Here is a 14342-nt window from a genome sequence, read left to right as displayed (position 1 = left end):
ATGAGGAGTCATCGTTTATGGAGAGCACTGTCAGAAAGACGGGGCGAAGGATATGTGGATGTGATCGTGTTGGTTTTGTGTGCGGTCATGGTGCTTGCCCTTGCCATGCGTGTGCTTCCGATTTTTATTCAGAAACAGCAGTTGGATACCTTCGCTACAGAACTGGTGCGTGAAGCAGAGGTAAGCGGGCGCGTAGGTACAGAGACAAGCCGCCGTGCCGCTGTGCTGTCAGAAAAAACAGGGCTTTATCCGGACATTTTATGGTCCAGTCATGGAAGAATCCAGTTAAATGAAGAGGTTACCGTTACCCTGACGATGGATACAAATATCGGTCTGTTTGGCGAGTTTGCTTCTTTTCCGGTTACGCTTCGCGCACAGGAAGCTGGAAAATCAGAAGTTTACTGGAAATGAGGTGGAGGGATTGCGGAAACGGATGAAAGAGATACTGAGAGACAGGCGAGCCTCCTCATTTCCCATGACCATCGGGATTGTTCTTTCGTTGATTATTCTGATGTGTGGGATTAGTGAGTATTTCCGGCTTCAAATTATTGCGGCAGGTGTGCGGGAAGCCGTGGAGGATGCTGTCATCTCCACAGTCAATGATAATTATGCAGGTGTGTATCATGGAGTCAGGGAGGGATATTCTGGCAGTTATGTTCCTTTTGGAGAGGGAAGTTGGGAAGAAGATCTGAATGAAGGGGACATTTATGATTATCTGGATGAAACCATAGGGACCCGATTGTCTGGCGGCAGGCATATAAAGTATGCGGATACTGGAACTGCAATGGAGTTTGCCATAGACAGCCTGCAAGTGACGCTTCGGAATGCACCTCTGGCCCCATCAGATCCAGCCCATGCGCAGCGGTTTGAGGCAGATGCTATTGTTAGACTGGAGGTTCCGGTTCGGTTTGGCGGCCGGATTCTTCCATCCATGTGGATCACATTGAAGGTACAGGCTGGATATACAGAGGTGTTCTAGGGAATGACCTGGACTTTGAGAGGATTGTATAGTATGTTGTGCATAACAAAACAGGATAAAGGAGGAGCAGAATTATGAAACTGACAGAGAAGATGAAAAAGAATCTGGCAATTTTGGGTGGCGTGCTCATAGGAATCGGCCTGATCGCTGCCATAGGAATGCAGTTTGGTTCGAAACCGTCAGGTAAAGATGTTCTGCCAGGAACAGGGGAAACGGAAACAGAATTGATTGTAGATCCTGGAGATTTTGAAAAGAAGGAAGAGGAAAGTAAAGTAGTGTCCAGAGAAGAAGAGAGCCTTGTGATTCATCAGGGAATCGGAGAAAATCAGGAAACAGACACTCAGGCGGTGGACAGTCGGGCGCCACAGACTGATCAGACAACGCAGAGTATCCAACCGAAACCAACCAAACCAGAACCGCCAAGCAAGGAGATCCTGACAGATCCAACACAAAAACCGGATGGTACAAAGCAGGATACCCCTCCGGTTCCGGTGGATCATGAAGCGGTAGAAAAACCGTCCGAACCGGTAGCAGATCCGGAACAGCCGCAGGCAGGAGATACTTCCGGGAACCAGATCTATGTTCCAGGATTCGGCTGGGTAGAAAATCATGGAGGAGGAGGCTCTGGAACTGCAGCAGAAGATATGTATGAAAACGGGAATAAGATTGGCATTATGGATTAAGACAGAAAGAGGAAGCACCGCATCAATGTGGTGTTTTTTCTTTTCCCAGAAACCAGGGAAGGAAACAAGGCTTCCCGTGGTTGGAAAGGAGGATACTTGAAACAGAAGAAATATGTGTTTTTTACAGTCTCAATCTTACTGTCTTTGATACTCTCCATCCAGGTTTATGCGGTAGGGGACGGGAACCTGGATGGAGGTGGCGGAAGTATGGGACAGGGGACCATCCAGAATTCCTGGTCACCGGGAAATGAAGGAGTGCGGGTTACCGTAATCCGGGCAGAGAGCCATGATCCGGTAACAAGACCGATTGACTTAACAAATAAGCATCCCAATATTACCTACTCCTTTGGGAAAGTCAGTAAAATGTCATATACCAAAGGAAGTGCCCTGATGATCGACACCAATCCGTATGAGTATGTGAATCCGGCACAGCCCCTACCAAGGATCATCAGCTCGAAAAGCTTGGGGCAAGCTAATATTGAGCAGATAAAAAGCTATTTTACAGATGAACAGGTGGTGCGTAGCATTGCCGGACTAACCGGAATGGACTTTGACACACTGGTGGGAGGGGAGTATAGGCTCTTATTGGAGCCGATCAGTTTCCTTAAATTTCAGGGAACCCTGATTGCGGTTACAGCAACAGAGGCAGCGCTCTATGATGAGATGTTAAGTGGTGGGCTTCGTACTGTCCTTCCAACAGTGGCATTTCAGAACCTGCCGCTTTCCATGTTTTTGGAAACACCAGATCTGGGATATCCGGCCTGGGGCGGTCCGACATCGGGAGTCCGTTCCAACAGTGAAATAAAGAGTTCCTTGGGTCTTGGTATTGTACGGTTCCGGGATGTGCCTCCAGAAGAACCGGAAATCACGACTTATGATTATGAATATCGGACGAATACGGAAGTGATTACGGCAGTAGAGGTAAGCGGCGGGCAGAGTGATCCGGATCATCCGGTATCCGTAACATTTTCCGTAGGGGGAAGAAGCTATGAGGTAGGGGAGGTATATTATCCGTCTGGCGACAGTCAGCTGGCTTGGATCCGCTGGACAACACCGGAGCAGCCTCAGACTATGACGATGACCGTCCGTGTGCGGGGCGGAGGAGGAACAAGTAAAGGAACTCTTCACATCAAGGTTGTGGATCTGGATGAAAATCCACCGCCAGATCCCAATGCGGATGACCGGAATGACGAGTTTACAAGACCTTCGGTTCCTTCCAATGCAGAAGTAACCTCTGCATCCTGGGGTGTGTGGAGACCATGGTGGAGGGAATACTGGGTATGGCACAGCGGGGATGAGGATGATGACGGGTACTGGTGTGACCATGGCTGGTGGGAGTTTGATCTGGACCGATATTCCGCAAGCCTGACTGCAGATATGAGAATTACAACCGATGAAAAGTCCCCTACTGCTACGGGAAGGACGATGAAATCCGGTTATGGATTCCAGGAAAAGGTAACAACTCATGTCAGCACCAATCAGAGTTCTGCAGTGACATCTGCGCAGAATGCGGTGACTTATTTTCCGGAATTTCAGTATGAGAGGTTTTGGAGGCTTTTGGAGCGGATGAATGTCGGCTATGATATGACCCATGAGTTTAAGAAAAATGGTTACAGTACCTATGAGAGGAGAACGCATTTTACACCAATTTGGTATCCGGACGGAAGTTATACGCCATATACTTGGCTGCTGGATTGCTGGACACCGGCTGGAATGCTCTCCATGAATCTGAATGATTCTATTACCATTGATGGGAACTTGTGGAGTGACTGGCATATCGCACCACAGAAACCAGAGTAGGAGGAAGTATGTCATATCAACAGACGGAGAAACCAAAGGGATTTTTGTATCATTACACAACCCGTGACCATTTGGAAGATATTCTGCGGGATGGCAGGATACGAAGGATGGGTGATAAGGAGTGCTGGTTTTGTACATCTTTAGAGGATACACTGGAATTAATGCAAAAGACAGTGATGATGGAAGGGAAGCCTTACTATGGAGTTGGAGGAGTATTAAGGTATTATCCTGTATTTGTTCCGGAATCCTATGTGATTTTGAGATTGCAGCCACGTTTTCAAAATGGGGAATGGGTTCGGTGGAATCAGGAACTTCCACTAGATGCACCTACTTCTTTGCAGGAGGAGGCAAAGCGGTTTAGCAGTTTAAAAGTTGGCTTTCGGGGAGATCTAAAGTTTCAGGAACATCCGGATATTATCGAATTGGCTCCTCTTCTTGAAAGACAGCAAAGAATGGGGCTGAAACTCACACAATCTTAGTAGAAAGGAAAAATAAATGAGAACAAAGAAAATTTCAGCAGTTATGTGCATGGTATTCGTACTGGTAGTTTTGTTCTGCGTTCCGGTATATGCATCGGGCGATGTAGCCGGTGCGATTGAGGGAACTTGGCAGACGGCATCCCAACAGATTAAAACAGTTGTCGATCATGTTGTATTTCCCGCTATAGATCTGATCCTTGCCGTGTTCTTTTTTGGAAAACTGGGAACGGCATACTTTGATTATCGGAAGCACGGACAGTTTGAATGGGCAGCACCTGCAATTCTGTTTGCCTGTCTGGTATTTACCCTAACTGCACCGCTTTATATCTGGCAGATTCTCGGAATTTAGGAGGGATGTCATGGGATGTTGGGGAATTACTGCGTTTGAGTCTGATACTGGGCTGGATGCCATTGGTCTTATACGGAACCATCTTCCGGAACAAGGAGATGTGAAGCTTCAGCAGATGATTGACTGGTTGAGGGCAGATTCTTGGAATGCCCCTCCGGAAGTGTCAGAAGGGGTGTCTCATACAAGCCCAATGGCAGTGGCAGAACTAATTGTAAAATTCCAGGAGAAGGATTTTTCTGCACTGGATGGAATCAGGGGGGATAAAAAGTTTTCCTCCCTGTCTTCTTTTACAGCATCAAAAGAATCCCTTCAGTGGGTAAGGGAATATCTGTCGGAAACTCTTTTTTACAGCCGTAAATGTGCAAAAGAGCAGGAGAAGTCGGGAGTTTTGTGGGGCGGTTGGTTTCAGGAACGGGATTGGAAGCACTGGCAGGCGCATATGGAAAGACTGATTGGAAGGATGGATGAACTGCTTACAAGAGAGGGAGAAACAGTTGCATTATGGACAGGAAGCGTTTGCCAGAAGGTGGAACCAGGAAAAATGGCAGGAAAGAAAGAAGGGGAAGAACGTGAGAACCCACATAGGTCGGAGGAGGAAAGCATGACGTTTTTTGAGAGAGAACTTAAAAAATTATTTGGAACGGGAGCGAACTTTTCAGAACCAAGGTTTGTCGGGAATTGTTGTTATGGAAGGCTGACGGATCAGATCCGTGTCAAAATCAACTTTCAGACAGGCATGGTTGCGGATCATTATGACCGATTGAAAGTGACCCTTTTGAATCGGAATGAAGGAATGATCGACAGCATGGTTGTGAAATTTGGAGATGTGTGGGGGCTGAAAAAAACGACTAATCCCAATTTTCGCGACGGGGTAAATCCCCACATCTGGTCCTATGGAAAGGAGATCGGCTGGTATGTATATCAGCCCGGAAAAGAGGATTATAAAGTACTCAGCGAAGCGATAAAAACCTATCTGCAAGTGTTTCAGGAACCGGAGGAAACTATGCAAATGGGACAGAAGATGTGTTAAGGGGAGGTGGTTAAAACTTGTTTATCTGGGATTTTGTTGCAGACACGGTTCTGGGACAGATCATTGACTGGCTGTATGGTCAGATTGTTGGATTTCTGGGGGATTTTTTCATGCAGATGGGAAGCATGGGGGCTGAACTGTTTGAAATGAGCTGGGTACAGTCTGTTGTGCTTCTTTTTTATTATCTGGCATGGGCACTTTATGTGACGGGAATCGTAGTGGCAGCCTTTGAATGCGGAATTGAATATCAGAATGGCAGGGGAAGCATACGCGATACTGCCCTGAATGTAATCAAAGGATTCCTGGCAGCCAGCCTTTTTACGACTGTTCCAGTGGAACTTTATAAGCTCAGTATTTCACTTCAGGGGAGTTTTACAGCCGGTATTACAGGATTGGGAGAAGATATTGGGACAGTTGCGGCAGGGATTGTGCAGTCTCTTCAGGATGCTGCTACCTGGCAAGAAGCTGCCACATCTGGAGTTTTTGGTGGAATCGGAAGTATCAGCAGCCCGATTTTTATGATTTTTCTCCTGATCCTCATGGGTTATGCGGTAATCAAAGTGTTCTTTGCGAACTTAAAACGGGGCGGGATCCTGCTGATCCAGATTGCAGTAGGGAGCCTTTATTTATTCAGTGTGCCAAGGGGATATATTGATGGATTTGTTGGCTGGTGCAAGCAGGTAATCGGTCTGTGCCTGACCGCATTTTTACAGGCGACGGTCCTGATCGCAGGTCTGATGGTCGTTAAGGATCAGGCACTGCTTGGTCTGGGACTTATGTTATCGGCAGGTGAGATTCCTCGGATTGCGGGGCAGTTTGGGTTGGAAACGGGAACCAAAGCAAATGTGATGGGAGCAGTCTATGCAGCGCAGGGAGCTATGAACCTAACAAGGACGGTTGTGCAAGTGGTTTCTAAGTAGAGAGGACGGTGAAGGATGGAACACAACAAACTGGTGTATATTGCATCTCCGTATTCTGGAGATGTTGAGCGGAATGTAGCATTTGCAAAGGCAGCCTGTCGTTATGCCATGAACCAGGGGGTTACGCCAATTGCCTCCCATCTGTTATATCCGCAGATGCTGGATGATGGAGTCCCAGAAGAGAGGAAGCTGGGAACAGATATGGGGCTTCGGATTTTGAAGGTGTGTGAGGAAGTCTGGGTGTGTGGAAGTGAACTGTCTTCAGGAATGGAGCAGGAAATCCGTGCAGCAAGGCAGCTTCAGATTCCGCTTAGACGGGTCAGCGAACAGGAGATTGGATGGGAACTATGTGAAGTACCGATACAAAAGGGAATGGAGATGGGCGGATGATGACACTGGGGAGTCTGTTTGACGGGATTGGAGGATTCCCTTTGGCGGCAGTTCACTGTGGAGGTGTACCGGTATGGGCCAGTGAGATAGAACCGTTTCCCATGAGGGTAACCAAACTCCGGTTTCCAGATATGATCCATGTAGGGGACATTACAAAACTGGATGGAGCAAAATTGCCGCCTGTGGATGTAATCTGCGGAGGCAGCCCCTGTCAGGATTTGTCAGTAGCCGGATTACGGAAAGGATTGGCAGGGGAGCGCTCCGGTCTGTTTATGGACCAGGTACGCATAGTAAAGGAGATGAGAGCAGAGGATGAAAGACGAGGGGTATCAGATGACTTTATTCGACCTCGATACCTCGTTTGGGAAAATGTCCCTGGAGCATTCAGTTCCGCAAATGGAGAAGATTTCCGGGCGGTCATCGAGGAGATTGTCCATATCAAGGACAGTACCTGTCATGTGCCTCGACCTGACACCGGGCGCTGGGAATCTGCTGGGGCTGCCATTTTGGGAGATCAATTCAGCCTGGCTTGGAGAGTCTTGGATGCTCAATACTGGGGAGTCGCCCAGCGCCGCCGTAGAATCTTCCTTGTCGCAGATTTTGGAGGACTCACCGCACCAAAGATATTATTTGAGCAGGAACGCCTGCCTGGGGATCCTGCGGAGGGCCAAGATCAGGGGAAAGGAGTTACCGCCGCAGCTGGAAACAGCTCTGCGGATTCAGGCGGGAGTAGAGTAGCAGAGGAAAAACAGGTGGATATTTTTGCGGTTCATATTGATCAGAGGGAAGAAACAATCAACCTTAATGGAATATCCGGAGCTTTGATGGCAACGACCAATTTGCAGATGCAGACCTTTGTGGCAGGGGGGATGAGGAAGTTTGAAAGTGCAGAAAAAGAAGAGTGTCTGTGCCTCAATGACCAAGGAGGAGAGCGTATGGATGTTTCGGTCGATGTAACAGCAACCCTGCGGGCAGGGATGAGTGGTCATCCGCCTTTGGTGATGGGCATCCAGCAGGGGAGTGCTGGGGCAGAGGAAACTCCGGATCTAGCCCTTACAGAGGAGGCAGAAACCGGCGGGAACAATTACCAGATTCTGTTTGAGAATCACGGGATTGATGCCAGATATACAGGTCCGCATGAGGTGGCCCCTACCATGTCAGCCCGGTATGGAACAGGAGGAAACAATGTCCCACTGGTTTCAGATATGCCGGAGAGTTATTGTATTGCCGGAAATATCATTGATCGGGAAGTACAAAATGGAGGAAATGGTCTGGGATGCCAGCCGGATATATCCTATACTCTTACGAGCGCAGACCGTCATGCAGTGTTCAGCCGCCAGAGAAGTGATGAATTTCTGCAAAATCGGGTAACAGCGACTCAGAGTGCCAGACAGCATAAGGATGCTACGGATCTGGTGTGTGAGCCGTATCAGAATACGGTAGGAACCATTGGATATACAGATCATAAGGGGATTAATAATCAATATGTCAGCGAAGATAAATGTATTGTTGAGAACCGGAAACTGATCCGGAGACTGACGCCTTTGGAGTGTGAACGGTTGCAGGGTTTTCCGGATCACTGGACAGATATCCCTGGTGCCTCGGACAGTGCCCGTTATAAAGCTCTTGGAAATAGCGTAGCGATACCGTGTGTGGATTTTGTTCTCCGTGGTATCGCTTATTTTTTGCGCAAGATGAAGGAGGAGAAAGAACCATAAGATTGGTAGTTCTGCTTCCGTTTTCAGGCAATCTTTGTTGGGTATCGTCATAGCTATCTCATCTCTTTATGGATATACTTGGTTTGTAAAAACGAGGAAAGGAGAGTCAAATGGAAGAGCGTAAGAAAAATTTATGCGCCATGATTCCAGAATCCCTGCATAAGAAAGTTCGGGAAGAACAGGAAGAATGGGGAATCAAGCTGAACGAGTATATGGAACGGATTCTAAAAGACCACTTTGAGAAGGGAGAAAGAGAGATGGCAAACGGAACCAGGACACTGGCATTTCAGGTATCAGAGGAGTTTTTTCAGAGGTTAAAAAAATACCTCAAAAAGACAGGACAGAGCCAGAAAGAATTTGTGATCGGACTGATTGAAGATGTACTTTCGCAGGAAGAACATGTAGTATCTGGAGAGATGCAGGAGACAGAGGGAAAGGCAGAACTTGAGGAAACTGAATAAGAGGAAGGATCGAACATACCGCCGGCAGAGCTTCATCATGCCGGCGGTTATTATTTGGAGGTGATCGGTTGTATATTTATCCGGACCATTTGAAATCAAAAGCAACACTTTGGTTATGGCAGCTTCGGGACATTGGGATTCTTGGTATTTGCGGATTGGTCTCCATTTTAGCAGCTACGCAGGCGGGATTTATGTTCCCTTGTGTTCTGACAGGGGTATATGGATTTCTGACGATCCGCTTTGAAGATACCAGCATTCTGGATTTTATCCGGTATGCCTGTGCGTATTTTTTTATGCGTCAGCAATTTTTTGAGTGGAGGTATGAATGAGCAGGGAGAAACGAAAAGCGAAAAAAGAGGCAGAGAAGCGCCTCTCCACACGGCAGTTCATTGGTGCAAAGGAGATTACAGACTACAGTCTGGTGACCTACGGACAGGGGGAGCTGGTGTATTTTATTGTAAAACCAACGAATATTTCTGTTTTGTCCGAATCTAGTGTCGGGGCAAGAATCTATGCTCTTATGACTGTACTAAAAGGAGTGGCAGAGATTGAGATGCTGTGTCTAAACAGCAGGGAAAGCTTTGAAGACAACAAGCGGTTTCTGAAAAGTCAGATGGAGCAGGAAGAGAATCCAGTCATACGCCGTCTTTTGGAACAGGATCAGACCCATCTGGACCGGATTCAGGTGCAGATGGCGACAGCCCGTGAATTTCTGATTATGCTGCGGTTAAAAGATGAAAAGGAATCGGATATTTTTCCGTACCTTTCCAGGATTGAAAAATCCCTGAAGGAACAGAGTTTTTCTGTTAAACGGGCAGATAAAGAGGATATCAAACGTATCCTGGCTGTTTACTATGAGCAGAACGTGACCACAGAGAAGTTTGAAGACTTTGACGGGGAGCGGTGGATCATACCAGAGATTTAGAGTGAGGAGGAGATGACTTGAAAAAAGGAAGAACAGCAGTTGATGACAGGGAAGATAATGTGCGTATCCAGGAATTTCTGGATATGATTGCCCCGTCTGTCATTAAATTTGAAACAGATCATTTTATTTGCGGTAACACCTATCGTTGTGTCTGGGCACTGCGGGAGTACCCGACTGCTACGGAAGAGCAGGCAATTCTTTCACATTTAGGGGAGAAAGATGGTGTAACCTTGCGGATCTATACCCGTCATGTGACACCCGTTGAGGAGCGGAAGATCATCAGTAATGCAGCCAACAAAAACCGGATGGATCGGAGCAATACCAGTGATTTACAGCAGACTGTTTTGGCTGAAAGTAATTTACAGGATGTAACTACCATCGTAGCCCAGATGCACCGTAACCGAGAACCCCTCCTCCATACGGCAGTATATCTGGAGTTGTGTGCCCATGATCTGGAGCATTTGAAGCTTCTTCAAACAGAAGTACTAACGGAACTGATCCGGTCAAAATTGAATGTAGACCGACTGATCCTCCGTCAACAACAGGGGTTCCGGTGTGTAATGCCAAGCGGTTATAACCTGTTTAAGGATCAGTTTGAGAGAGTGCTTCCGGCCAGCAGTGTGGCGAATCTGTATCCCTTTAACTATTCAGGAAAGACGGATCCTCATGGGTTCTATATTGGGAGAGATAAATTTGGGAGTAATGTACTGGTGGATTTTAACCGGAGAGCAGATGATAAGACGAATGCCAATATCCTGATTCTGGGAAACAGCGGACAGGGAAAAAGCTATCTGCTTAAATTGCTGCTGACGAATTTAAGGGAGTCCGGAATGCATATCTGCGCTCTGGATCCGGAAATGGAGTATGAAGATCTGACCAATAATCTGGGAGGGTGTTTTATCGACTTAATGAGTGGGGAGTTCATTATCAACCCTCTGGAACCGAAAACCTGGGACGAAGCGGGAAGCCCGGAGGATCTGGATGCACCTCAGACCTTTCGCATCCGGTCCAGATTATCCCAGCATATCAGTTTCTTAAAGGACTTTTTCCGAAGCTACAAGGATTTTTCCGACAGGGAAATCGATGTGATTGAGATCATGCTGCAGAAGTTATATACCAGATGGGGGATTACAGACGAAAGTGATTTTGAATGCCTGGCTGCGGAGGATTACCCAGTTCTCTCCGATCTTTATGCGTTCATTGAGGAAGAATATCAGGGATTTGACGAAAACAGAAGACAGCTTTATACAGCAGAAATGATTCAGAGTATTCTTCTTGGGCTGAATTCTATGTGTGTGGGAGCTGAGAGCAAGTTCTTTAATGGACATACCAATATCACCGATGATGGCTTCATTACCTTTGGGGTAAAAGGACTGTTACAGGCCAGCAGGAGCCTTAAAAATGCATTGCTTTTTAATGTGCTTTCGTTTATGAGCGATGTTCTTTTGACACAAGGCAATACGGCAGCCAGTCTGGATGAGTTTTATCTGTTCCTTTCCAACCTGACTGCAGTAGAGTATGTTAGAAATTTTATGAAGCGTGTGCGAAAAAAAGATTCTGCAGTTATCATAGCCAGCCAGAACCTAGAGGATTTTAATCTGGATGGCGTGAGGGAGTATACCAAGCCGCTGTTTTCCATCCCGACGCATCAGTTTCTGTTCAATGCGGGGAGCATTGATGCCAAGTTTTATACGGATACCCTGCAGCTGGAGGATAGTGAGTATAACCTGATCCGGTATCCACAACGGGGAGTCTGCCTGTATAAATGTGGAAATGAGCGATATAACTTAATGGTAAATGCCCCGGAACACAAAGCCAGACTGTTCGGAAAGGCAGGAGGACGCTAAAAGGGGAGACTATGAATGGAGTTAAAGGAGCAGAAATTTGGCATTGAGATTGAGATGACCGGCATTACCCGTGCGAAAGCGGCTGAGGTAACGGCAGAGTATTTTGGAACTAGAGTCAAATATCTGGGAACCTATTACGATACCTATGCAGCCATTGACACGGAGGGGCGGCAGTGGAAGTTTATGAGTGATGGGAGTATAACAGCGCAGAAAAAATCGAATGGGAGAAAGATCAATGCAGGGAGAGAATATCAGACGGAGATGGTAAGTCCCATCTGTCGCTATGAGGATATTGTGACGATTCAGGAGATCATCCGGAAGCTGAAAGAGCATGGGGCACTGACGAATGGAAGCTGCGGTATCCATGTGCATATCAATGCGGAACCGTTTGATGCCAGAACCCTTCGTAATATCACTAATATCATGGCAGCCAAGGAAGATCTGATCTATAAAGCTCTGGGGGTGTCCGTGGATCGACAGCATCGGTGGTGTCAGCCAGTAGACACACGATTTTTGGAAGAATTAAACAGAAGAAAACCAAAGAGTATGGAGGCAGTGGAACGGATCTGGTATAACGGGGAGAGCCGCAGAGACCAGCATTATGATGATAGCCGCTATCATTGTCTGAACCTTCATTCTGTTTTTCAGAAAGGAACAGTGGAATTTCGTCTGTTCAATGGGACGCTTCATGCAGGCAAGATTAAGGCCTATATCCAGTTTTGTCTGGCGATTGGCGCCCAAGCGCTGAATCAGTCCTGCGCCAGCAGAAGAAAAACTCAGACCAGCAATGAGAAGTATACATTCCGCACTTGGCTTTTACGGCTAGGATTAAATGGGGAAGAATTCGCCACAGCTCGTCAACATCTGCTGGCAAATCTGCCGGGCTGTATTGCCTGGAAGGATCCGGCTCAGGCGGAAGCACAAAAGGAAAGAATGCGACAGAAGCGGGAGAAGGAATTGGCAGAACGGATCCAGAGACAGGAAACCATTCATCCAATTGAGGAATTAGAATCAGCTGGGGAAGCACAGGAATCCCCGGCTTTTTGTATGCGAATGTGACAGGAGGAAGCAAATTGAAAGGAAAACAAAGACTTTATATTGCCTATGGGAGCAATCTGAATCTGGAGCAGATGGCATTTCGTTGTCCGACTGCGAAGGTAGTAGGAAAGAGTGAATTAAAGGATTACGAACTGTTATTTCGGGGAGGCCGCAGGGGGGCTGTGGCAACCGTAGAACCTAAAGCAGGGAGTACTGTGCCGATACTGGTCTGGGAGATTCAGAAGAAAGACGAGGCATCGCTGGATCTTTATGAAGGGTATCCGAATTTCTATGATAAGCAGATGCTGGAGATTGAACTGGATGGAAAAATTGTTCCGGCCATGGTTTATGTGATGACACCAGGGCATTCATTTGGAATTCCCTCTGACTATTATTCCAATGTAATCTGGCAAGGGTACGAAACGGCAGGGTTTGAAACCCAGTTTCTGGAGGACGCAATCGAACATGCTTATCAGCTTGTACAGAAACAGGAAAGAGAGGGAGACTTCTATCAGCAGAGCCTGTTTCATATGGGGGGCTATGATGGAATGAAATAAATCCTGATGCGTCAGATGAATATCTCGATAAAAAGTGTGGAAGGAGTGATTTTATGGCCGTCTCAGCTGCCGCTGTGACAGCAAAACTGGTAGCGCTTACCCTATCTGACCGGAATGGGCGGACTGTGGTTTTTTCTGTTATTGCAGCATTAGTAACCCCTGTTATTTTAATTGCCACCATGATTATGTGCACGCTTTCTGGGACTGTAGACCATAACATTTCTGCTGTCCAGCTGTCCTTTCATGGAGGGTATTTGTCCTCAAAGGTGCCAGCAGAGTATCGGATGTACATCGAAAATATGCAGGACAGTTTTGAAAAACTGGATGGGGTGTTAAATGAAATTAATGGTATGGCAGAAGCCGAAGAAGTAGATCCCTACCAGGTAAAAGCGATTTTTTATGCCCTGTTTTTTGGTAAGGAGTACCCTCGGATGGATGAGGGGGACTATCGGGCATTCGCAGATTGTTTTGTAGAGTATGAGGAGAGGGAGGATGAAGAGGGAGAAACCTATACAGTTGCAATTCCAATCCAAAGCCTGAATATGGTCTACGGAAATCTTGCTGCAGAATTAAACCAGGAGGTTTCTCTGGAAGATAAAACGAATGTACAGCGCATCTATATGCTGGCAAAATACGGTGTGAGTGTACCAGGTGGAAATGGTCTTCCTCCCGGACAGGCTATGGGAGATGGGAGTTTTTCCGCGCTGATGGCAGAGGCAACCCGTTATATTGGTTATCCCTATGTATGGGGCGGTAGTTCTCCAGACACCAGTTTCGACTGCAGTGGATATATCTGTTGGGTCTACACGAGATCCGGGGTGTATCACCTTTCCCGAACAACAGCTCAGGGGATTTATGACCAGTGTGCGATTGTGTCAAGAGAGGAAGCTAGACCCGGAGATCTGGTGTTTTTTACGGGAACTTATGCATCTGCAGGGGCGGTCAGCCATGTGGGGATTTATGTTGGAGGCTCTAGGATGCTGCATTGTGGTTCGCCTATTGGCTATGCGGACCTTACTTCTCCTTACTGGAACAGCCATCTGTATGCTTTTGGAAGGCTGGCAACTATTCCGGAATGAGGCAGCTAAAAATGAAATTTGTGCAGATTTGCCTGGACAGTTTATGGATATGTGATATCGACTTTTAGAAAAAAGTTCGGTATTGTG

At 47.0% G+C, this 14342-nt stretch carries 17 protein-coding genes and 1 pseudogene; all 18 read left to right on the top strand.

Going from position 1 to position 14342, the window contains the following annotated elements:
* Positions 1-411, top strand: coding sequence for a DUF4320 family protein (locus LK416_10030; GenBank protein ID UEA73995.1), 411 nt, complete (start codon positions 1-3; stop codon positions 409-411).
* 22 nt (positions 412-433) lie between these two features.
* Entirely contained in the window at positions 434-979 is a 546-nt protein-coding gene (locus LK416_10025; protein ID UEA73994.1) for a hypothetical protein, read from the top strand.
* A gap of 74 nt (positions 980-1053) precedes the next feature.
* A complete protein-coding gene (locus LK416_10020; protein ID UEA73993.1) occupies positions 1054-1662 on the top strand; it encodes a hypothetical protein in 609 nt (202 codons plus the stop codon).
* 207 nt (positions 1663-1869) lie between these two features.
* Positions 1870-3462 carry a hypothetical protein gene (locus tag LK416_10015; protein UEA75906.1) on the top strand — a complete coding sequence of 531 codons (1593 nt, stop codon included), beginning with the start codon at positions 1870-1872 and terminating at the stop codon, positions 3460-3462.
* 8 nt (positions 3463-3470) lie between these two features.
* Positions 3471-3941: a hypothetical protein gene (locus tag LK416_10010; GenBank protein ID UEA73992.1), complete on the top strand. Its 471-nt coding sequence runs from the start codon at positions 3471-3473 to the stop codon at positions 3939-3941.
* Positions 3942-3957: 16 nt separating this feature from the next.
* Positions 3958-4290: a DUF3852 domain-containing protein gene (locus tag LK416_10005; protein UEA73991.1), complete on the top strand. Its 333-nt coding sequence runs from the start codon at positions 3958-3960 to the stop codon at positions 4288-4290.
* Positions 4291-4300: 10 nt separating this feature from the next.
* Positions 4301-4558: pseudogene (locus LK416_10000) on the top strand (DUF4259 domain-containing protein).
* A 333-nt stretch (positions 4559-4891) separates the two neighbouring features.
* Entirely contained in the window at positions 4892-5320 is a 429-nt protein-coding gene (locus LK416_09995; protein UEA75905.1) for a hypothetical protein, read from the top strand.
* 17 nt (positions 5321-5337) lie between these two features.
* Positions 5338-6240, top strand: a complete 903-nt coding sequence (locus LK416_09990) for a DUF6045 family protein (protein UEA73990.1) — start codon at positions 5338-5340, stop codon at positions 6238-6240.
* A gap of 15 nt (positions 6241-6255) precedes the next feature.
* Positions 6256-6630: a DUF4406 domain-containing protein gene (locus LK416_09985; protein ID UEA73989.1), complete on the top strand. Its 375-nt coding sequence runs from the start codon at positions 6256-6258 to the stop codon at positions 6628-6630.
* Positions 6627-8348 carry a DNA cytosine methyltransferase gene (locus LK416_09980; GenBank protein UEA73988.1) on the top strand — a complete coding sequence of 574 codons (1722 nt, stop codon included), beginning with the start codon at positions 6627-6629 and terminating at the stop codon, positions 8346-8348. The genes LK416_09985 and LK416_09980 overlap by 4 nt, the downstream gene beginning before the upstream one ends.
* Before the next feature lie 110 nt (positions 8349-8458).
* Positions 8459-8809 carry a 4-oxalocrotonate tautomerase gene (locus LK416_09975; GenBank protein ID UEA73987.1) on the top strand — a complete coding sequence of 117 codons (351 nt, stop codon included), beginning with the start codon at positions 8459-8461 and terminating at the stop codon, positions 8807-8809.
* Between the two features lie 68 nt (positions 8810-8877).
* Positions 8878-9138: a hypothetical protein gene (locus LK416_09970; protein ID UEA73986.1), complete on the top strand. Its 261-nt coding sequence runs from the start codon at positions 8878-8880 to the stop codon at positions 9136-9138.
* Entirely contained in the window at positions 9135-9734 is a 600-nt protein-coding gene (locus LK416_09965) for a hypothetical protein (GenBank protein ID UEA73985.1), read from the top strand. Before LK416_09970 ends, LK416_09965 begins: the two co-directional genes overlap by 4 nt.
* Positions 9735-9817: 83 nt before the next feature.
* Entirely contained in the window at positions 9818-11581 is a 1764-nt protein-coding gene (locus tag LK416_09960; protein ID UEA75904.1) for a DUF87 domain-containing protein, read from the top strand.
* A 15-nt stretch (positions 11582-11596) separates the two neighbouring features.
* On the top strand, positions 11597-12640 hold the full coding sequence (locus LK416_09955; GenBank protein UEA73984.1) for an amidoligase family protein: 1044 nt from the start codon (positions 11597-11599) through the stop codon (positions 12638-12640).
* 14 nt (positions 12641-12654) lie between these two features.
* Positions 12655-13176 carry a gamma-glutamylcyclotransferase gene (locus LK416_09950; GenBank protein ID UEA73983.1) on the top strand — a complete coding sequence of 174 codons (522 nt, stop codon included), beginning with the start codon at positions 12655-12657 and terminating at the stop codon, positions 13174-13176.
* 53 nt (positions 13177-13229) lie between these two features.
* Complete coding sequence (locus LK416_09945) at positions 13230-14255, top strand: C40 family peptidase (protein UEA73982.1); 1026 nt, start codon at positions 13230-13232, stop codon at positions 14253-14255.
* Positions 14256-14342: the final 87 nt, after the last annotated feature.

This window comes from Lachnospiraceae bacterium GAM79 (assembly GCA_020735665.1).
In the GTDB taxonomy this organism is placed as follows: domain Bacteria; phylum Bacillota; class Clostridia; order Lachnospirales; family Lachnospiraceae; genus Coprococcus.
Note: the sequence above shows the minus strand (reverse complement) of the source record. Positions and strands in the feature narration are given on the sequence as shown.

Bases quoted from the DNA above. Each gene is read 5' to 3' on its own strand.
- LK416_10030 (UEA73995.1), top strand. From the start codon at position 1: ATGAGGAGTCATCGTTTATGGAGAGCACTGTCAGAAAGACGGGGCGAA.
- LK416_10010 (UEA73992.1), top strand. From the start codon at position 3,471: ATGTCATATCAACAGACGGAGAAACCAAAGGGATTTTTGTATCATTAC.
- LK416_09960 (UEA75904.1), top strand. From the start codon at position 9,818: ATGATTGCCCCGTCTGTCATTAAATTTGAAACAGATCATTTTATTTGC.
- LK416_09965 (UEA73985.1), top strand. From the start codon at position 9,135: ATGAGCAGGGAGAAACGAAAAGCGAAAAAAGAGGCAGAGAAGCGCCTC.
- LK416_09945 (UEA73982.1), top strand. From the start codon at position 13,230: ATGGCCGTCTCAGCTGCCGCTGTGACAGCAAAACTGGTAGCGCTTACC.
- LK416_10015 (UEA75906.1), top strand. From the start codon at position 1,870: ATGGGACAGGGGACCATCCAGAATTCCTGGTCACCGGGAAATGAAGGA.
- LK416_09975 (UEA73987.1), top strand. From the start codon at position 8,459: ATGGAAGAGCGTAAGAAAAATTTATGCGCCATGATTCCAGAATCCCTG.
- LK416_09985 (UEA73989.1), top strand. From the start codon at position 6,256: ATGGAACACAACAAACTGGTGTATATTGCATCTCCGTATTCTGGAGAT.
- LK416_09980 (UEA73988.1), top strand. From the start codon at position 6,627: ATGATGACACTGGGGAGTCTGTTTGACGGGATTGGAGGATTCCCTTTG.
- LK416_10005 (UEA73991.1), top strand. From the start codon at position 3,958: ATGAGAACAAAGAAAATTTCAGCAGTTATGTGCATGGTATTCGTACTG.
- LK416_10025 (UEA73994.1), top strand. From the start codon at position 434: ATGAAAGAGATACTGAGAGACAGGCGAGCCTCCTCATTTCCCATGACC.
- LK416_09995 (UEA75905.1), top strand. From the start codon at position 4,892: ATGACGTTTTTTGAGAGAGAACTTAAAAAATTATTTGGAACGGGAGCG.
- LK416_10020 (UEA73993.1), top strand. From the start codon at position 1,054: ATGAAACTGACAGAGAAGATGAAAAAGAATCTGGCAATTTTGGGTGGC.
- LK416_09955 (UEA73984.1), top strand. From the start codon at position 11,597: ATGGAGTTAAAGGAGCAGAAATTTGGCATTGAGATTGAGATGACCGGC.